Below are 19,777 nucleotides of genomic sequence, written 5' to 3'. Positions count from 1 at the left end.
GCCTGCGGCGAGATTAAATTTAAAATAGCAATGAGACACGGAAAAAAATTCAATCACTTAAGCAGACAGACTGCACATAGAAGTTCTATGTTGTCTAATATGGCTTGTTCTCTTATCGAGCACAAACGTATTAATACTACTGTTGCAAAAGCAAAAGCGCTTAAACAATTTGTTGAGCCATTAATAACAAAATCTAAATCTGACACGACTCATAACCGTCGTATCGTTTTTGGATACTTACGTAGCAAGTATGCTGTTACTGACTTGTTCAGAGACGTAGCTGCTAAGGTAGGTGACCGTCCAGGTGGATACACTCGTATCATTAAAGTTGGAAATCGTTTAGGAGATAATGCTGATATGGCAATGATCGAATTGGTAGATTTCAATGAACTTTACAATGGAGGTAAAAAAGAAGTTAAAAAAGCGAAAAGCCGTCGTGGTGGGAAAGCTAAGAAAGCAGATGAAGCTGTTGCAGCTCCAGTTGCTGAAGTTGCGGCTCCAGTAGCAGAAGCTCCAGCTACTGAAACAGAAGCTCCGGCTACTGATGATGAGGCTCCAAAAGAGGCTGCTGAATAATTATGAAGATAATCATTCAATAATAATCAAGGATAAACTTTTATTAGTTTGTCCTTTTTTTTTGCCCAAAGTAAATTTGCAATTCTTTGAGGAAACGTTGCAACCTTTGTAGTAAAAAATTAAATTTGCACATCAAATACTAAATAGGAAATGATGCCCAGCGAAGTTCCAATAGATCAACAAAAAGCAATAGCTACGACAAATGAAACGAAGCAGAGCGAAGTTCCATGAGACCAATAAATAACATTAACTACGACGAATGAAATACACAACACGAAAAAGCGCTATTCTATTATTAAGTGACGGAACCATATTTCACGGAAAATCTATCGGAATTTCTGGAACTACTTTTGGTGAAGTTTGTTTTAATACTGGAATGACAGGTTATCAAGAAATTTTTACAGACCCATCTTATTTTGGGCAAATTATGGTGGCAACCAATGCTCACATTGGAAACTATGGAGTTAATGATAAGGAAATTGAATCCGATAGCATTAAAATTGCAGGATTGGTTTGTAAAAATTTCAGTTTCAATTACTCTCGTGAGGATGCCAAGGGGAGTTTAGAAGATTATTTTAAAAAACAAAACCTAATCTGCATTTCTGATGTTGATACCCGAGGGTTGGTAAGTTACATTCGTGATCACGGAGCGATGAATTCTGTTATTTGTACTGATGATACTCCAATTGAAGAATTGAAAGCGGCTTTGGCGAAGGTTCCAGATATGAAAGGATTGGAATTGGCTTCTAAAGTTTCTACAAAAGAACCGTATTTCTTCGGAGATGAAACTGCAAAATATAAAATTGCAGCTTTAGACTTAGGAATCAAAACCAATATTCTTCGCAACCTTGCCAAAAGAGATTGTTACATCAAAGTATTTCCGTACGATTCTAAGTTTGCTGATTTGGCAGCTTTCAATCCTGATGGTTATTTCTTGTCGAACGGTCCTGGTGATCCAGACCCGCTTTTCAGCGCTATCGAGGTAGCCAAGGAAATTCTGGCCAATGACAAACCTTTGTTTGGAATTTGTTTAGGTCATCAAGTAATCGCTTTGGCCAACGGAATTTCTACTTATAAAATGTTCAACGGACACCGTGGAATAAATCATCCAGTAAAAAATATGATTACCGGAAAAGGAGAAATTACTTCTCAAAATCACGGTTTTGCTGTGAATAAAGAAGAATTAGACGCTCACCCCGATATGGAAATCACGCATTTGCATCTCAATGATGGAACTGTGGCGGGTATGAGAATGAAAAACAAAAATTGTTTCTCCGTTCAATATCATCCTGAAGCTAGTCCAGGTCCTCACGATTCATCTTATTTATTTGATCAGTTTGTTGAGAATTTAAAAAACTAGAATCATAAGTAAAGTATATTTTCAAAAGAGCTGTCCATTTGGACGGCTTTTTTATTTAGTTTCTTGTCTAGCTAACTTTTTGAAAGCAATATTTTTTTCAAGTAAAAAATTCATCAATTTTAATGGATTCGTGTTGTTTAATACCTCTTTTGATTTTGGATCGGCATCGCAAAATTCTAAAAACAGACCAATTTCTTCTGGTTTTAAGTTCAATATCTCGGAATAATATTTTTCGTCGGTATTCTTTTTTACCAGTTCTTTAAAATCAATTTGATGGATTTTTTTTCTACTGCCACCTATTGGTATTGCTAGACCCATTCCATTTTCTATTGTTCCATCGTAAACTCCATATGGTTTTGGGTTTTTTGCTGCTTTTTCAATAGTTAACTGGTTTGCAATATTTTTATCAAACCCCACTTTTGGGAAAGCTTTTTTCTTAATCACAACTACTTCCTCCAATTCTTCTGGTTTCCGTGTCAGGTTAATTACTAGATTGTTATTTCTCAAATCTTCTTTTTTTATGCAGATTTTTTTGTAATGATAATTTTTTGAAATAAACATCAGGGAGTCTTTGACTTCAACTGCAATGCTGAACTCTCCATTTGTATCGGTTTTTGTAGTTCTTTTAGAATTTAAGTTAAGGACTTCAATACCCTGTAATGGGAAGTTCTCGCAAAGGACTTTGCCTTTTTTGGGTTTGTTGGTTTGTGAAAAGCAAAAGCTAACAGAAAACACTAGAGTGGTAAAGAGTAGTTTTGCGTTCATTAATTCGCATTAGTTGATTGTAAAAGTATCGACATCATTCAAAAATAAATCAGAATATCTCTATAAAGTTTTGTTAATACTACTGACTTAACTTGTATTATATAATTGAATTCTTATTTTTGTTTAAGGTAAAAAAATTCCATTTCTTAATTCTTAAAGCGTATATTTGAGTCGTTTTTTTTTGATACATTTTTAAGCGTAATAGATCACTTTTCTCCATCTGTTTCAAAAATGAATTACAACATAATTTCGAATAATACTTACAAATTAAAACCAATGAAATTCATTAATAATACAATTGCTCTAACTTTTTTTGTTGTTCTATTTTCTTGCGGAATGACAATGGCTCAGGAGATTATCAAAGAAAATGCTGTTGACACCATTAAAAAAGTCAATACTGTAAAAAAACAAAAAATCGACGGAGTAATTGCGAAGGTGGGCGACTACATTATTTTGGATTCAGATATTGACAAATCTTATCTAGAAATTGCAGGAGCAGGTGGTTCAATAAAGGACATTTCAAGGTGCCAGGTTTTAGGTAAAATAATGGAAGATAAATTATATGCGCACCAAGCCGTTATTGATAGTGTAAAAGTTACTGATTCTGAAGTAAAACAGATGATGGACGAAAGGTTAAACTATATGGTAGAGCAGATTGGGTCTATGGATAAGGTCGTTAAGTACTACAAAAAAAGTTCTGAAGAAGAGTTTAGAACCTATTTCTTTGATATTTTGAAAGAACAAAAATTGACTTCTGAAATGCAAAAGAAAATTATTGATGGCGTTGAAATTACCCCTGAAGAAGTTCGTAGTTTTTTCAAAAAAATACCTACCGCTGATTTACCTGTTTTTGGTGCAGAGATGGAGGTAGCTCAGATTGTTGTAACTCCAAAAGTTTCAGAAGCTGAAAAGCAGAAAGTTATTGATAAATTGAATGAATTCAGAAAAGAAGTATTAGCCGGAGAATCTAGTTTTGCCACAAAAGCAGTTTTGTATTCTCAAGATCCAGGCTCTAGGGCATCGGGAGGTTATTATAAAATGAATAAAAAGACTCAATTTGTCAAGGAATTCAAAGAGGTGGCTTTTAGTCTTCAACAAGGTGAGATTTCAGAGCCTTTTGAAACCGATTTTGGGTATCACATTATTTATGTCGAAAAAATAAAAGGGCAAGATGTAGAATTGCGACATATTCTATTGATTCCAGCTGTAACTCCCGATGATTTAAAAGTAGCCAAAGAGAAAATCACTTTAATCAGAAAACGGATTATCGATAAGGAAATTACTTTTGACCAAGCTGCTAAAACAATGTCTGACGAAAAAGAAACAAGGACTAATGGAGGTACACTGGTCAATCCAAAGACGCAAGATACTCGTTTCGAGTTGACAAAAATGGACCCCGCCTTGTACAGTCAGGTTTCCAATTTAAAAGACAATGATATTTCGCAACCATTGTTGGATGAAGATCAATCAGGAAAGAAAAAGTACAAATTGATTACGGTAACTAATAGAATTAATGAGCACACTGCTGATTATGCCAAAGATTACATTAAAATTAAAGAATTAGCTTTAAAAGAAAAACAAATCAAGGCCATCGGGAAATGGTTCGATGATAAAATAAAAGACACTTATATCAAAATAAACGGAGAATACAGAGAATGTGTTTTTACAAACAATTGGCTTAAGAAATAGTGTTCAGTATTCAGTAATTAGTTTGCAGATTCTACTTCTAACTTCCAACTTCCAACTTCTAACTTCTAACTTCAACTATGTCAGACGTAACCGCAATTCATAACTTAGTCCAAAAAAGGAACGAATTAAAAGCCGAGATAGCAAAGATTATTGTGGGTCAAGATGCAGTTGTTGACCAGATTTTGCTCTGTATATTTTCTGGCGGACATGCACTATTGGTTGGGGTTCCCGGATTGGCCAAAACATTGATGGTTAATACGTTGGCACAAGCCTTGGGGCTGGATTTTAAAAGAATACAATTTACCCCAGATTTGATGCCTTCGGATATTTTGGGAAGTGAAATTTTGGATGAAAATCGTCAATTTAAATTTATAAAAGGGCCTATTTTTTCTAATATTATTCTAGCAGACGAAATCAATAGAACGCCGCCAAAAACACAAGCAGCTTTGCTGGAAGCCATGCAAGAGCGTTCGGTTACGATTGCTGGTCAAAACTATAAATTAGCACTGCCATATTTTGTATTGGCAACTCAAAACCCAATTGAACAAGAAGGGACTTACCCTTTGCCTGAAGCGCAATTAGATCGTTTTATGTTTGCGATTAAACTCAATTATCCATCGTTCGAAGAGGAAGTTCAAGTGGTAAAACGCACTACATCCGATGCGCATTCTACTATTAATCCATTATTTACTGCTCAAGAAATTATCGATTTTCAGCAGCTGATTCGTAGAATTCCAGTGGCTGATAATGTGATTGAATATGCGGTAACTCTGGTTAGCAAGACGCGTCCTGATAATGCTTTGTCGAATGAGTATGTCAAAAATTATCTCGATTGGGGAGCTGGGCCGAGAGCTTCACAAAATTTAATTTTGGCTGCCAAGGCCAATGCTGCTTTCAATGGAAAATTTTCTCCAGATATTGAAGACGTAAAAGCGGTAGCTACTGGAATTCTTCGTCATAGAATTATTAAAAATTATAAAGCTGATGCTGAAGGGATTTCCGAAGAATTAATTATTTCAAAATTGATGTAGTTAAATAGGGATTACTATTTAGTCTATTTATAACCGTTTCTATTCAAAAAATATCAATCGATTTAGTTTTTCAATTTTAAAAAGTTGTTAAATTGAGAATTTATTAATATTACGTCGATTTTTAGGTAATTTTTTATTATTATTCGTGTATTTTGAATATTTAGTAATAATAATTTTTAAAATCGGGACTTCTATTAAATTTTTTTTAATTCTCATCTTTAATTATTAAATTTGCGTACAATAATAAAAACATACTTTCTATGGCTTATTATTTTGAAGTAATCAAAAAAAATCGGCCTTTAACACCACAAATATTTCACACATGAAAACTTACAGCGATTACATTCAAGAAATCGAAGAAAGAAAAAGTCAAGGGCTTCATCCAAAACCAATTGATGGAGCAGAATTGCTAAGCGAAATCATCGCGCAAATAAAAGATATAGATAATGAAAATCGCGAAGATTCGCTTAAATTTTTTATTTATAACGTTGTTCCAGGGACTACACCTGCTGCCAATTTGAAAGCGAAGTTTTTAAAGGAAATAGTTTTGGGTCAATCAGTTGTTGTTGAAATTACGCCTGCTTTTGCTTTAGAGTTATTATCTCATATGAAAGGAGGAACCTCGATAGCCGTTTTGTTAGATTTAGCTTTAGGTGATGATATAGCTATTGCGAAAGACGCTGCAGAAGTTTTAAAAACACAAGTTTTTCTTTACGAAGCAGATACAGATCGTTTAGCCGCAGCTTTCAAAAATGGCAACGAAATTGCAGCTGATATTTTAGAAAGCTATGCTAAGGCTGAGTTCTTTACTAAATTACCTGAAATTGCAGAAGAAATTAAAGTAGTGACTTTTATTGCTGGTGAAGGAGATATTTCAACAGATTTACTTTCGCCAGGAAACCAAGCGCACTCGCGTTCAGATCGTGAATTGCACGGTAAATGTATGATTACTCCTCAAGCACAAGATGAAATTAAAGCATTACAAACACAACATCCTGATAAAAGTGTGATGTTAATTGCTGAAAAAGGAACTATGGGTGTTGGTTCTTCAAGGATGTCTGGTGTAAACAATGTCGCTCTTTGGACAGGTAAACAAGCAAGTCCTTATGTTCCATTTGTAAATTTTGCACCAATTGTTGCAGGAACAAATGGTATTTCTCCAATTTTCCTTACCACTGTTGATGTAACAGGAGGTATAGGGCTTGACCTTAAAAACTGGGTTAAAAAATTGGATGAAAATGGAAATCCAATTCGTAATGAAAGTGGCGATCCAATTCTTGAGGAAGCGTATTCTGTTGCTACTGGAACTGTTTTGACCATTAATATTAAGGAAAAGAAATTATACAATGGAGATAAGGAGTTAATCGATATTTCGAAAGCTTTTACTCCTCAAAAAATGGAATTCATCAAAGCTGGTGGTTCTTATGCTATTGTGTTTGGTAAAAAATTACAAACATTCGCTGCTAAAACTTTAGGCATCGAAGCTCCTCTTGTGTATGCTCCATCAAAAGAAATTTCACACGAAGGACAAGGTCTTACAGCAGTAGAAAAAATATTCAATAAAAATGCAGTGGGTACCACGCCGGGTAAAGTTTTACACGCGGGTTCTGATGTTCGTGTCGAGGTAAATATTGTAGGTTCGCAAGATACGACAGGTCTTATGACTGCTCAAGAGTTGGAGTCTATGGCGGCTACTATAATTTCACCAATTGTTGACGGTGCATACCAATCAGGTTGTCATACTGCTTCGGTTTGGGACAAAAAAGCGCAGACTAACATTCCAAAGTTGATGAAGTTTATGAACGATTTCGGATTAATCACGGCTCGTGACCCGAAAGGAGTTTATCACGCCATGACCGATGTTATTCATAAAGTGTTGAATGATATTACTGTAGATGAGTGGTCTATTATTATTGGTGGGGACTCGCATACTAGAATGTCAAAAGGAGTTGCTTTTGGTGCAGACTCGGGGACAGTAGCTCTTGCATTAGCAACCGGTGAGGCTTCAATGCCAATTCCAGAATCGGTAAAAGTGACTTTCAAAGGAGAAATGAAACCTTATATGGATTTCCGTGATGTAGTTCACGCAACCCAATCACAAATGCTAAAACAGTTTGGTGGAGAAAACGTATTTCAAGGAAAAATCATTGAGGTACATCTTGGAACTCTTACTGCCGACCAAGCATTTACGTTTACTGACTGGACAGCTGAAATGAAAGCAAAAGCTTCGATCTGTATTTCTGAAGATGACACACTAATTGAATCACTTGAGATTTCTAAATCAAGAATCCAAATTATGATCGATAAAGGTATGGACAATCACATACACGTATTGAAAGGATTAGTTGCTATAGCTGACAAGAGAATCGCAGAAATCAAATCGGGCGAAAAACCTGCTTTAACTCCCGATGCTAATGCGAAATACTACGCAGAAGTGGTAGTTGATTTAGATCAAATTACTGAGCCAATGATTGCCGATCCAGATGTGAATAACGCTGATGTTTCAAAACGATATACTCACGATACTATAAGACCACTATCTTTTTATGGTGGAGTGAAAACGGTTGATCTTGGATTTATTGGTTCTTGTATGGTGCATAAAGGAGATATGAAAATTCTTGCTCAGATGTTAAAAAACATTGAAGAGCAAAATGGAAAAGTTGAATTTAAAGCACCTCTTGTTGTTGCGCCACCAACTTATAACATCGTCGATGAATTGAAAGCCGAAGGAGATTGGGCAGTTTTGCAAAAGTACTCAGGTTTCGAATTCGATGATAATAATCCTAAAGGTGAGGCAAGAACAGAATATGAAAAAATGCTTTATCTAGAGCGTCCAGGATGTAATCTTTGTATGGGTAATCAGGAAAAAGCATCGAAGGGTGATACAGTAATGGCTACCTCTACGCGTCTTTTCCAAGGAAGAGTTGTAGAAGATAAAGAGGGCAAAAAAGGAGAGTCTTTACTTTCTTCTACACCAGTTGTGGTACTATCGACAGTTCTCGGTAGAACTCCGACTTTAGATGAATATATTGCAGCTGTAAAAGGGATCAATCTAACAAAGTTTGCTCCGCCTCATAAACTTTTAGCTAAATAATTAAGTAATTTAAATGCTAAAAACTCTCAAGGAAGCTTGGGAGTTTTTTGTTGATTTTACAAATCAATTTTACGAAATGAACTTTTATAAAAGTTTATAATTAATTCGATGATAAAAAACTAGATGGCTAGTTGAAAAAGAAATCCTATATTTAGACACAGAAAATATTCAAATGCCAATTTTATAAACTAAGCTTAATATGAAATCAGTTATTCTTCTATTTTCGTTGATTTTCCTTGGACACACTTTTGCTCAAACCGCTACAAAACGTGCTTTAAAACCTTCAGATGTTTACCGTTTGCAAAACTTAAGTGATCCCCGTGTTTCCCCAGATGGGAGTTGGATAGCTTACACACTTTCGACCGTTGATTCTGTAAAGAATAAAAGAAACTCAGATATATGGATGGTTTCTTGGGATGGCAAAGAATCTATCCAACTTACAAATAGCCCAGAAGGTGAATCGCAACCCAATTGGAGTCCCGATGGTAAGTATTTGTCATTTGTGTCTTCAAGAAACGGACTCAAAGACAGTCAAATATGGATTATGGATAGACGTGGCGGAGAGGCCAAACAATTGACAGATATAAAAAAAGGGGATTTAGAGGATTATGAGTGGTCTCCCGATGGTACGAAAATAGCTTTGGTAATCAAAACCCAATTGGATACAGCAAAAGTAAAAACTCCAAAGCCAATTGTCATAGATCGTTATCATTTCAAACAAGACATCGAAGGGTATCGAATTCGAAAACCAACCCATCTTTATCTTTATGACGTTGCAACTAAAAAAATGGATACGCTCACCAAAGGGAATTTTGATGAAAAGGAGCCTAAATGGTCGCCCGATGGGGCAAAAATCGCTTTTTTGAGTAATCGTACCGCTGATCCCGATAGAAATGAAAATACGGATATTTGGGTGATTGATGCCAAGAAGGATTCCGCAATCAAACAAATAACAACTTGGACAGGATCGGATACATCGCTGCAGTGGAGTCCTGATGGTAAGCAAATTGCTTATTTACGATCGACTTCGCCTGATGATTATATAATGTACGACCAGAATATATTGTGTGTTGTTTCTTCGAATGGTGGAGAACCAAAAGTATTGTCAAAGTCTCTCGATAGACCTGTTGGAAGCCCAAGATGGACGCAGAATGGAACTGCGGTAATGGCTTTGGTAACAGATGATCGAACAAAATATGTTGCTGAATTTTCGGTTTCAGATGGTAAAATGAATAAAATTGCAGGTGGCAATCGGAGTTTTTCCAATTTAGAACGCCATCCTTCAGGTAGTTTTCTCGCCACGATGAGTGATTCACAGACTCCGGCAGAAATTTATGCCCTCGAAGGAGGTGATGTTCGACGGTTGACCAAACATCAAGACGCATTTTTAGAAAAATTGCAACTTGCCACTGTCGAGGGATTTACCTCAAAAAGTAAGGACGGCATGTTGGTTTCCAATTTGCTTTATCGTCCAGCGAATGCTTCAAATGGAAAAAAATTGCCAACCATTTTCTATATTCACGGTGGTCCTGTTTCGCAAGATGATTATAGTTTTGATCTCACACGACAAATGTTGGCTGCAGGAGGGTACGCAGTTGTAGGAGTTAATTACAGAGGTTCTAATGGTCGCGGTTTGGATTTTTGCAAAGTGATTTCAGGTGATTGGGGTAACAAGGAAGTTTTAGATATATTAGGAGCCGCAGATTATGTAGTGAAAAAAGGCATTGCAGATCCCGACAAATTGGGAATTGGAGGTTGGAGTTATGGTGGTATTTTGACCGATTATACTATCGCATCAGATAATCGTTTCAAAGCGGCTGCAAGTGGAGCAGGAGTTGCAATGGTGTCATCAATGTATGGAGTAGATCAATATATCTTGCAATATGATAATGAAATTGGACAACCTTGGAAGAATTTTGATAAATATATTGCGCTTTCCTATCCTTTTTTGAAAGCGAACAAAATAAAGACACCTACTCAATTTATGGTGGGCGAAAGTGATTATAATGTGCCTGCTGTAGGTAGCGAGCAAATGTATCAGGCGTTTAAATCTATTGGAATACCAACCGAACTTATTATCTATCCTGGGCAGTTTCATGGCATCACGAAGCCTAGTTTTCAAAAAGACCGTTTTGAACGTTATTTGTCTTGGTTTAATACCTATTTGATGAAAAAATAATGATAAAACTATATTTTTTGGTATGATTTGTAGTAAAAATTTTTGATTTTATTCATTTTTAAGAGCTCTTTAGTGTTCAAAACTAACAAAAGTGGTATCTTTGTATTCCTCAAAAAGCATAGGTTTATTGGTGTGATGATTAGTGATTATTGATTCTTTACGTCTCGAATTTACGATATTGTCAGCTTTTAGATGTAATTTAAATAATTGGAATGAAGAGTTTTAAGTGGATTGTATTTGTATTGCTTGTCAGCAGTTTATCTGTTTTTTCGCAAGAAAAATACATTCGACACACTGTTACTAAAGGAGAGACTATTAGTGAGATTGCAAAAAAATACAAGGTTTCAACTTCAGTTATTTATGAACTGAATCCTGATGCTGTTAATGGAATTAAACCAAAGACAGTTTTGTTGATCTCTTCTTCCAAAAATAAAAACTCCAAAAACAACAAAGCTGAAGTAGCTAAAGATCTGCCGTTAAAAAACCACGAAGTCCTGCCTAAGGAAACGGTTTATGGAATAGCAAAGCAGTCCAATATTAGTGTTTCTGAATTATATGCTATTAATCCTGATTTAGAAAAAGAAGGTCTTAAAATTGGACAAACCATCAAGATACCTGAAACTGCTGCTGATAATTTAGTATCTGTTCCATCAACTCCTAAAGCCGCAGAAAACTTGCCGCCAAAAGAGCTAGAAAAAAATGCGCCAAAAGATAAAGTTGTTATTAATTCTCAAGCAGATAACAAAACTGAGGCTTCAAATAGTGACATAACTCACGAAGTTTTGCCTAAAGAGTCTTTATATTCCATCTCAAAAAAGTATGGAATTACGGTTACTGCTTTACAAAAAGCCAATCCAAATTTAGAAAAGTCATCCTTAAAAGCGGGGCAAAAAATAAGCATACCTTCAAAATCGGTTACTATTTCTGAACAACCAAAGGGGATTGCAGAAGAAAGTAAAGAAGTAAAACCTGAAAAAATTCCAACCAAAATTGCACAGCCAAAACAAGTTGCTATTCCATCTCAACAGGTTCCGATTGTTGAAAATCTCAGTGCAGAAAACACTATAAATAGAGTAGTATTGCCAAAAGAATCCTTGTATTCCATAGCTAAACTATACGGTATAACGGTAGCAGAAATTCAAAAAGCCAACCCAAAATTAGGAAACAAGTCTCTAAAAGCGGGACAAAGTATCAGTATTCCTGTAAAAGACACGGCAAAATCCAGTCCAGTTGAAGAGAAACTTACTGAAAAGAAAGTGGAAAATGAGATAAAGGCAAATTCAATAGTTGTCGAGAAACTAAAAGAATCAACCGAAAATAAAGCCGAGAATGTCATTACACATGAAGTTTTACCCAAGGAGACCAAATATGGAATTGCCAAGAAATACGGACTTTCAGTTGCTGAATTAGAAAAACAGAATCCATCTGTAGTCAAAAAGTTATTGGTAGGTTCAATGTTGAAAATTTTCACATCTGTTGTGGTAGAGAAAGCTCTTGAGGTTGAGAAGGCAATCGCTCTTGAGGGGGCTTTTGTAAAAGAAAAGTTTGAAAATAAAGAGGTGGTGAGTATGGCTCACGACGAGGCTTTTGTAGATCAATTGATTTCTAGAGCTTCAGAAAACATAGGTACCCGTTATCGTTCTGGTGGAACCTCAAGTGAAGGATTTGATTGTTCGGGATTGATGTGTTATACTTTTTCTAATACGGATATTAAATTGCCAAGATCTTCTGCCGAGATGGCTGCTTATGGCTCAAGAATAGAAGCTCAAGATGCTCAAAAAGGCGACTTGATTTTCTTTAGTACTCGAGGAAGCAAGAGAATCAATCATGTTGGGATGGTAGTCGAAGTATTGGATGGCGAAATAAAATTTATTCATTCTGCGACGCACGGAGGCGTCATCATATCTTCGACCAAAGAATCTTATTACGAAAGGAATTTAGTTCAAGTGAATCGGGTGTTGTAAAGACTTTTGTAATTATATTTTGTAAAGACTCTCAAGGTAACTTGGGAGTTTTTTTATAATAGTCGCTTTAATATTTTTCGAAGAACTTAGTTTGATTTTTGGACGAAGAATTTTCATTTAGTGGTATAGTTTTTATCTATTAGAAAACGATTTAAATTAGATATTTTTTTGGTAAATTCGTAGGGAAGTTTTTTAAAATCAATTCATTATGGAAAATAAGACTAAAGTTGATGAAGGAGGAAAATGTCCTTTTTCAGGAAGTGCCGTAAAACAAAGCATGGGTACTCGTAACAGTGATTGGTGGCCAAATCAATTAAACTTAAACATTCTCCGGCAACACTCTTCTTTATCCAATCCAATGGGCGAAGAGTTTGATTATGCAGCAGCTTTCAAAAGCTTGGATTTGAATGCAATTAAGCAAGATATTTTTAAGCTTATGACCGATTCTCAAGATTGGTGGCCAGCCGATTATGGTCACTATGGTCCGTTTTTTATTAGAATGGCGTGGCATAGTGCGGGAACGTATCGTATTGCTGATGGTCGAGGTGGCGCTGGTATGGGAACGCAACGATTTGCTCCGCTAAACAGTTGGCCTGACAATGTGAATTTAGACAAAGCTCGTTTGCTTTTGTGGCCTATCAAACAAAAATACGGCAAGAAAATTTCTTGGGCAGATTTGATGATTCTTACAGGAAATTGTGCACTCGAATCGATGGGTTTCAAAACTTTTGGTTTCGCTGGCGGACGTGAAGATGTTTGGGAACCTGCCGAAGATATTTATTGGGGTTCCGAAGGAAAATGGTTGGATGATCAACGTTATACAGGCGACCGTGAATTAGAAAATCCTTTGGCTGCCGTTCAAATGGGATTGATTTATGTAAATCCAGAAGGACCTAACGGCAATCCTGATCCATTGGCGTCAGCAATTGATATTCGGGAAACGTTTGCTCGTATGGCAATGAACGATGAAGAAACGGTAGCTCTTATTGCTGGCGGACACACATTTGGAAAAACTCACGGTGCTGCCGATCCAAATCAATATGTTGGGCCAGAACCTGCCGCTGCAAGTATCGAAGAGCAAGGTTTGGGTTGGAATAATACTTTTGGAACTGGAACTGGAGAATTCACAATTAGTAGCGGTCTAGAAGGAGCTTGGACAACGACACCTGCAAAATGGAGTCACAATTATTTAGAAAATCTTTTCGGATTCGAATGGGAGTTGACCAAAAGTCCAGCGGGTGCCCACCAATGGAAACCCAAAAATGGTGCAGGAGCAGGAACCGTTCCAGATGCACACAATCCATCAAAAAGTCACGCTCCAATAATGCTTACGGCTGACTTAGCTTTGAGATTTGATCGTATTTATGAAAAAATTTCAAGACATTTCCTCGAAAATCCAGCTGCTTTTGAAGATGCTTTCGCTCGTGCGTGGTTCAAATTGACCCACCGCGATATGGGGCCTATTGCACGATATCTTGGACCAGAAGTTCCGAAAGAAGAACTAATTTGGCAAGACCCAATTCCTGCTGTAAAACATCCATTGATTGATGAGAATGATATAGCTGCTTTAAAATCTAAAATACTAGATTCAGGATTGCCTGTGTCTGAATTGGTTGCTACAGCTTGGGCTTCGGCATCGACTTTTAGAGGTTCGGATAAACGAGGTGGAGCGAATGGAGCACGCGTTCGTCTGGCTCCACAAAAGGATTGGGAAGTGAATAATCCTTCGCAATTGTCGAAAGTTTTAGGAATACTTGAAGGAATTCAATCAACATTTAATACTAGTCAATCTAACGGAAAACAAGTGTCAATTGCCGATTTAATTGTTTTGGCTGGATGTGTTGGAATTGAGAAAGCAGCCAAAAATGCAGGTCAAGCGGTTACCGTTCCTTTTACACCCGGAAGAGGCGATGCTTCACAAGAACAAACCGATGTGGAATCTTTTGCAGTGCTTGAACCAGAAGCCGATGGTTTCCGCAATTATATGAAAACAAAATACACCGTTTCGGCTGAGGAAATGTTGCTTGACAAAGCACAATTACTCACCTTGACTGCGCCTGAAATGACGGTTTTGGTTGGTGGTTTGCGTGTGTTGAATACCAATTTTGATTATGCTGTAAATGGCGTATTCACCAGTCGTCCTGAAACATTGACGAATGATTTCTTTGTGAATTTACTGGATTTTGGCACCACTTGGAAAGCGGCTTCAGAATCTAAAGATGTTTATGAAGGTCGAAATCGCAAAACTGGCGATTTGAAATGGAAAGCGACTCGTGTCGATTTAATCTTTGGTTCGAATTCAGAGCTTAGAGCTTTAGCAGAAGTTTATGGATGTGCCGATTCTCAAGAGCAATTTGTAAAAGATTTTGTGAAAGCTTGGAACAAAGTAATGAATCTAGATCGTTTTGATTTGGTGTAATTCTTTCTTCTATAAAACTAAAAACTCTCAAGGCGACTTGGGAGTTTTTTTGGTTGTGTTTTATCATTTTAAGCTAGAGCGAGCGCAATGACATTGAGTTAGGGTTTTGTTGATGATTTTGTCATTCTGACGAAGGAAGAATCTCAACAAACGAGAGCAACTAACATGAGATTCTTCCTTCGTCAGAATGACAAATAAAGCTTAACTTAATGATGCAAAACGATAATTCCACTAAATTCCAGCTATCTCAAAATGGCTGTTGGCAGCTAGCTTTATAGCATTAATTGTAGTTTTTTCATTTGCTGAATTTTCACCATTCTGAATTTTAAAACTAAAACTATCGAAGTTATCTATACTACGTAATAAGACTTTTTTATGGTCAAAGAAAATATAAATTCTTTCTCCCGCATGCTTATTATAATCAATGTAATCATCATAACCTTTAACAGGAACAGTTATAAAGATTATAGTCTTTTCGCTATTCAGTTCGGTTTTTCCATTTTCTTTTTTCGGCTACATTTAGAATATTTTCTTTGACATTTAGATTTGTGTTATCTACAGAAATTAATTTCAAACGAATAATTTTTATTATTAATGAAATTGTTCCTAAACCTATAAATAAAAAACCGATTTTTGAAGATGTTTCATTATAATCTAAAAAAGTAAAATTCTGAAAGCCTTTAGTTAGGCACATAACACTAATGAAAAAACATAAAGCTGGAACTTTCAAGTATATAAATTTTTCGAACATTTCTAACTGAAGTTTCTCATTTCTGATAGAATCTGTAATCTTATTTTTTTCCATGTAGGTTTATTTTAAGCTTCCTGTTAAATCCTTTATAATCGCTTTTCCATAACACCTATTCATCTCAAATGCAGAAGTTAACGAAAGTTTGTTTTTAAATAAATTTCCCTCAAATAGATTAATTTTTTCTTACAAATTTTCTGTAAATATTGTGTTGTCATTGACGTTCTTATTCGCGTGAGGGATGGAAGCGGCATCCTTTTATGAAGCGATAGCGGAATGAAAGATACAGCGGACAGCCCGACCCGTAGGGACACGCCAAAATAAAACTACTTTTTCATCTATTTTATAAAATTTCCAAAAAAAGTATATCTTTAGCCAACCAAAACAACCAAAATATGATGCAAGACAACGACCAAGAACATTTCAAAAGAGAACTCGGATTACTAGACGGAACCATGCTCGTAGTGGGCTCGATGATTGGTTCTGGAATATTTATTGTTAGCTCGGATATGGTGCGCCAATTAGGTTCTGCCGGCTGGCTCATTGCGATGTGGGTGCTCACAGGATTTATTACCGTGATTGCCGCCGTGAGTTATGGCGAATTGAGTGCGATGTTTCCTAAAGCGGGCGGACAATATGTGTATATCAAGGAAGCTTGCGGAAAACTGATTGGTTTTTTGTACGGTTGGAGCTTTTTTGCCGTCATTCAAACGGGTACCATTGCCGCTGTGGGCGTGGCTTTTTCTAAATTCGCCGCTTATATATATCCACCAGTGAGTGAGAAAAATATAATTTTTGAGTTAGGCGATTTCCAATTGCATGCGGCTCAAATTGTTTCGATAATCACCATTATTTTATTGAGTTATATCAACAGTCGAGGAGTAAAAAACAGTAAGATTTTGCAAACGGTCTTGACGGTTATTAAAGTGGCTTCTATTTTCGGATTGATTATTTTCGGATTCGTTGAAGCCAAAGCCGAAGTTTGGGATGCCAACTGGGCGAATGCTTGGACTTCGCAATCTTTGGATGTTGATACAGGTTCTTGGCTTCCGATTAGCGGTGTGGCTTTGATTTCGGCTATGTCCGCGGCAATGGTTGGTTCGTTGTTTTCGAGCGTGGCTTGGGAAGGCGTGACTTTTATCGCTGGCGAAATCAAAAATCCAAAACGAAATGTAGGATTGAGTTTGTTTCTGGGCACTTTGATTGTAAGTTGTATTTATATTTTGGCCAATGTGATGTATTTGGCGGTGGTTCCTTTGCAAGACATCGCTACAGCAGAATCGGATAGAGTAGCGGTTGTGGCTTCGCAAAACATTTTTGGAAGTATTGGAACGTTAATTATCGCCTTGATGATTATGATTTCGACTTTTGCCTGCAATAATGGATTGATTATGGCAGGTGCAAGAGTGTATTATACGATGGCGCAAGACGGTTTGTTTTTCAAAAAAGCTTCCCATTTGAATAAGGCAAGTGTTCCGGCTTGGGCATTGTGGGCGCAATGTTTTTGGGCTTCGGCTTTGTGTTTGACGGGAAAATATGGCGATTTATTGGACTTCGTTGTAATTATCGTTTTGGTATTTTATATCCTGACGATTTACGGAATTTTCATTCTTCGCAGAAAAATGCCTGATGCCGAAAGACCTTATAAAGCTTTTGGTTATCCGTTTTTACCAGCACTTTATATTGTTATTGCCAGCGCGATTGGAATTGCTTTGTTGTACACCAAACCTAGTACTTGTGGTTGGGGCGTTTTTATAATGTTGATAGGTATCCCGATTTATTATTGGTCAAAACAGAAGGAGTAGTGTACAGGTTGCAGTAATCGGTTTTTAGCCCTGATGGAAGTGGCATCATTTTGTGCCGGTGCTCGGCGCAAAATATAAAACGTACAGCAGGACATCGAAGATTCAGCGAAGCTGAATAGCTCCAAAATAAAAAAATCTGTCAAGTTTTATAACTTGACAGATTTGATATTTATGTAAACTGAATTATAAATATACTCTTTTTTTAAGCTGAATTTTAGTTCTAGTTTAAGACAGTTTCTACATTTTCGAATGGCAATCCCCAAGCTTGGGCAACTCCTTCATAAACAACTTTTCCGTTGGCTACATTGAGTCCTTTTTTCAATTCTTCATTTTCAGCACAAGCTTTTTTCCATCCTTTGTTGGCCAATTGCAAAGCGTAAGGCAAAGTGGCATTGGTCAACGCCAAAGTAGAAGTATAAGGAACGGCTCCAGGCATATTGGCAACACAGTAGTGTACAATATCATCGATAATGAATGTTGGATGTTCGTGAGTTGTAGGTGTGCAAGTTTCGATGCAACCACCTTGGTCAACAGCAACGTCAACTACCACAGTTCCTGGATGCATTAATTTTAGCATATCGCGAGTAATCAAATGCGGTGCTTTGGCTCCTGGGATTAATACAGCTCCAACAATCAAATCAGCTTCGGCTATAGCTTCACGAATATTATAATGATTAGACATAACAGTAGTTACATTGGCAGGCATAATATCGGCCAAATGGCGTAAACGAGGTAAGCTTACATCCATAATCACAACTCTGGCTCCAAAACCGGCAGCCATTTTTGCTGCTTGAGTACCTACAATGCCTCCTCCTAATACCAAAACTTTTGCTGGTGGAACTCCGGGAACACCTCCGAGAAGGATTCCTTTTCCTTTCATTGGTTTTTCAAGATATTTTGCTCCTTCTTGAATGGCCATTCTTCCTGCAACTTCAGACATTGGTACTAATAAAGGCAAACTGCGGTCTGATTTTTCTACTGTTTCGTATGCCAAACAAATTGCTTTTTGTTCGATCATTGCGTGAGTCAATGGTTCGCAAGAGGCAAAATGGAAGTATGTGAAAAGTAATTGATCTTTTTTGATTAATGGATATTCAGATGCGATAGGTTCTTTTACCTTGATAATCATCTCGGCAATTTCGTATACGGCTTCTATGGTAGGTAGTATTTCAGCTCCAGCTCCAACATATTCTTCGTCAGAAAGACCGCTATTTTCTCCAGCTCCTTTTTGAACGTAAACAGTATGTCCATGTTTTTTGAACTCAGCAACACCTGCTGGTGTCAGTGCAACACGATTTTCGTTGTTCTTGATTTCTTTTGGGATTCCAATAATCATAATTGTGAAGATTTAAATGTTAGTGAATAGTGTTGCAAAGTTACTATTAAAGTAAATACACGCAGTTGTGCAAGTCAAACTTAGAAAATATTTATTTTATTTACTATATTTGAATAAAATATTTCTTAATAGAGTATTTTTTTTATTTCCAAAGCGAAAAATTAACTAGTTTTAAAAATGTTTGAAAACAATTAAATAGTATGATTTTAGACGAAACCGACAAAAAAATATTGAGACTTCTTCAAGAAGATGCTCATTTGACGTTGAAAGATATTGCGGGTAAAATTAATCTTTCGCTAACGCCAGTGCACGACAGAATGAAACGTTTGGAAAAAGAAGGCGTTATCGAAAAGTATGTGACGATTTTGAACAAAAAAAAATTGGGGCAAAACCTAATTATTTATTGTCAAGTGACTCTTATCAAGCAAACACACGATATTTCGGAAGGTTTTAATCAGTCGATTATGAATATGCCTGAGGTTTTAGAATGTAATTTTGTTTCGGGAAATTTCGATTATTTACTAAAAGTAGTCTTACCCGATATGGAAAGTTACCATCATTTTCATCAAAAAAAATTATCGGTTTTGCCCGAGGTTTCTTTGATTAACAGTTTTTTTATTATATCCGAAGTCAAGAGCACGACCGTTTTGCCTATATAAAAAGAGAACCGCAGATTCAAAGATTTTTTATAGGTATAGGCGCTTAGAGCACCCTTGTTATCTATTGATTTTATTGATATTTATTCAAATTTCACCATCTTTTTCATTAACACATCGAAGATTGTCCCCATATTTGACCTTCTATTGTATCT

General features: G+C 36.5%; 13 protein-coding genes. 10 read left to right on the top strand and 3 right to left on the bottom strand.

From position 1 onward, the window contains the following. The first annotated feature begins 30 nt into the window (after nt 1–30). Nucleotides 31–576 (top strand): 50S ribosomal protein L17, encoded by a 546-nt coding sequence (rplQ, locus tag ACIQ1E_RS02535; RefSeq protein WP_396168417.1) that lies wholly within the window; start codon nt 31–33, stop codon nt 574–576. Nucleotides 577–835: 259 nt separating this feature from the next. Then, complete coding sequence (gene carA / locus ACIQ1E_RS02530; protein WP_396168415.1) at nt 836–1,936, top strand: glutamine-hydrolyzing carbamoyl-phosphate synthase small subunit; 1,101 nt, start codon at nt 836–838, stop codon at nt 1,934–1,936. Between the two features lie 51 nt (nt 1,937–1,987). Here carA and ACIQ1E_RS02525 read toward each other — a convergent pair whose 3' ends face one another. Further along, nucleotides 1,988–2,701, bottom strand: coding sequence for a hypothetical protein (locus ACIQ1E_RS02525; protein WP_396168413.1), 714 nt, complete (start codon nt 2,699–2,701; stop codon nt 1,988–1,990). A 231-nt stretch (nt 2,702–2,932) separates the two neighbouring features. Here ACIQ1E_RS02525 and ACIQ1E_RS02520 point away from each other — a divergent pair, with 231 nt between their 5' ends. The 6 genes from ACIQ1E_RS02520 to katG all read left to right on the top strand — a co-directional run bounded on the left by ACIQ1E_RS02520 (nt 2,933) and on the right by katG (nt 15,077). Then, nucleotides 2,933–4,390, top strand: coding sequence for a peptidylprolyl isomerase (locus ACIQ1E_RS02520; protein WP_396168412.1), 1,458 nt, complete (start codon nt 2,933–2,935; stop codon nt 4,388–4,390). Between the two features lie 77 nt (nt 4,391–4,467). Next, nucleotides 4,468–5,421, top strand: coding sequence for an AAA family ATPase (locus ACIQ1E_RS02515; protein ID WP_396168410.1), 954 nt, complete (start codon nt 4,468–4,470; stop codon nt 5,419–5,421). A gap of 322 nt (nt 5,422–5,743) precedes the next feature. Further along, on the top strand, nt 5,744–8,515 hold the full coding sequence (locus ACIQ1E_RS02510) for a bifunctional aconitate hydratase 2/2-methylisocitrate dehydratase (RefSeq protein ID WP_396168408.1): 2,772 nt from the start codon (nt 5,744–5,746) through the stop codon (nt 8,513–8,515). Between the two features lie 199 nt (nt 8,516–8,714). After that, nucleotides 8,715–10,694 (top strand): S9 family peptidase, encoded by a 1,980-nt coding sequence (locus tag ACIQ1E_RS02505; protein ID WP_396168406.1) that lies wholly within the window; start codon nt 8,715–8,717, stop codon nt 10,692–10,694. Nucleotides 10,695–10,906: 212 nt separating this feature from the next. Then, the gene (locus tag ACIQ1E_RS02500) at nt 10,907–12,658 is read left to right on the top strand and encodes a LysM peptidoglycan-binding domain-containing protein (RefSeq protein ID WP_396168404.1); all 1,752 of its coding nucleotides are present in this window, start codon (nt 10,907–10,909) and stop codon (nt 12,656–12,658) included. A 208-nt stretch (nt 12,659–12,866) separates the two neighbouring features. Continuing rightward, on the top strand, nt 12,867–15,077 hold the full coding sequence (gene katG / locus ACIQ1E_RS02495) for a catalase/peroxidase HPI (protein ID WP_396168403.1): 2,211 nt from the start codon (nt 12,867–12,869) through the stop codon (nt 15,075–15,077). A gap of 478 nt (nt 15,078–15,555) precedes the next feature. Here the strand turns inward: katG and ACIQ1E_RS02490 are convergent, their stop codons facing one another. After that, entirely contained in the window at nt 15,556–15,882 is a 327-nt protein-coding gene (locus tag ACIQ1E_RS02490) for a hypothetical protein (RefSeq protein ID WP_396168401.1), read from the bottom strand. A 341-nt stretch (nt 15,883–16,223) separates the two neighbouring features. On the opposite strand from ACIQ1E_RS02490, the gene ACIQ1E_RS02485 reads away from it, so the two are divergent. Then, complete coding sequence (locus tag ACIQ1E_RS02485) at nt 16,224–17,630, top strand: APC family permease (RefSeq protein WP_396168464.1); 1,407 nt, start codon at nt 16,224–16,226, stop codon at nt 17,628–17,630. Between the two features lie 220 nt (nt 17,631–17,850). On the opposite strand, the gene ald is transcribed toward ACIQ1E_RS02485, so the two are convergent. Beyond that, on the bottom strand, nt 17,851–18,966 hold the full coding sequence (ald, locus tag ACIQ1E_RS02480) for an alanine dehydrogenase (RefSeq protein ID WP_396168399.1): 1,116 nt from the start codon (nt 18,964–18,966) through the stop codon (nt 17,851–17,853). A 200-nt stretch (nt 18,967–19,166) separates the two neighbouring features. Between ald and ACIQ1E_RS02475 the strand changes: the two genes are divergently transcribed. After that, nucleotides 19,167–19,625 (top strand): Lrp/AsnC family transcriptional regulator, encoded by a 459-nt coding sequence (locus ACIQ1E_RS02475; protein WP_315148408.1) that lies wholly within the window; start codon nt 19,167–19,169, stop codon nt 19,623–19,625. Nucleotides 19,626–19,777: the final 152 nt, after the last annotated feature.

This window comes from Flavobacterium sp. (genome assembly GCF_044348915.1).
Lineage (GTDB): Bacteria > Bacteroidota > Bacteroidia > Flavobacteriales > Flavobacteriaceae > Flavobacterium.
The sequence above is the reverse complement of the archived record's forward strand: the minus strand, read 5'-3'. Positions and strand labels throughout refer to the sequence as shown.

Bases quoted from the DNA above. Each gene is read 5' to 3' on its own strand.
- rplQ (WP_396168417.1), top strand. From the start codon at position 31: ATGAGACACGGAAAAAAATTCAATCACTTAAGCAGACAGACTGCACAT.
- carA (WP_396168415.1), top strand. From the start codon at position 836: ATGAAATACACAACACGAAAAAGCGCTATTCTATTATTAAGTGACGGA.
- ACIQ1E_RS02525 (WP_396168413.1), bottom strand. From the start codon at position 2,701: ATGAACGCAAAACTACTCTTTACCACTCTAGTGTTTTCTGTTAGCTTT.
- ACIQ1E_RS02520 (WP_396168412.1), top strand. From the start codon at position 2,933: ATGAATTACAACATAATTTCGAATAATACTTACAAATTAAAACCAATG.
- ACIQ1E_RS02515 (WP_396168410.1), top strand. From the start codon at position 4,468: ATGTCAGACGTAACCGCAATTCATAACTTAGTCCAAAAAAGGAACGAA.
- ACIQ1E_RS02510 (WP_396168408.1), top strand. From the start codon at position 5,744: ATGAAAACTTACAGCGATTACATTCAAGAAATCGAAGAAAGAAAAAGT.
- ACIQ1E_RS02505 (WP_396168406.1), top strand. From the start codon at position 8,715: ATGAAATCAGTTATTCTTCTATTTTCGTTGATTTTCCTTGGACACACT.
- ACIQ1E_RS02500 (WP_396168404.1), top strand. From the start codon at position 10,907: ATGAAGAGTTTTAAGTGGATTGTATTTGTATTGCTTGTCAGCAGTTTA.
- katG (WP_396168403.1), top strand. From the start codon at position 12,867: ATGGAAAATAAGACTAAAGTTGATGAAGGAGGAAAATGTCCTTTTTCA.
- ACIQ1E_RS02490 (WP_396168401.1), bottom strand. From the start codon at position 15,882: ATGGAAAAAAATAAGATTACAGATTCTATCAGAAATGAGAAACTTCAG.
- ACIQ1E_RS02485 (WP_396168464.1), top strand. From the start codon at position 16,224: ATGCAAGACAACGACCAAGAACATTTCAAAAGAGAACTCGGATTACTA.
- ald (WP_396168399.1), bottom strand. From the start codon at position 18,966: ATGATTATTGGAATCCCAAAAGAAATCAAGAACAACGAAAATCGTGTT.
- ACIQ1E_RS02475 (WP_315148408.1), top strand. From the start codon at position 19,167: ATGATTTTAGACGAAACCGACAAAAAAATATTGAGACTTCTTCAAGAA.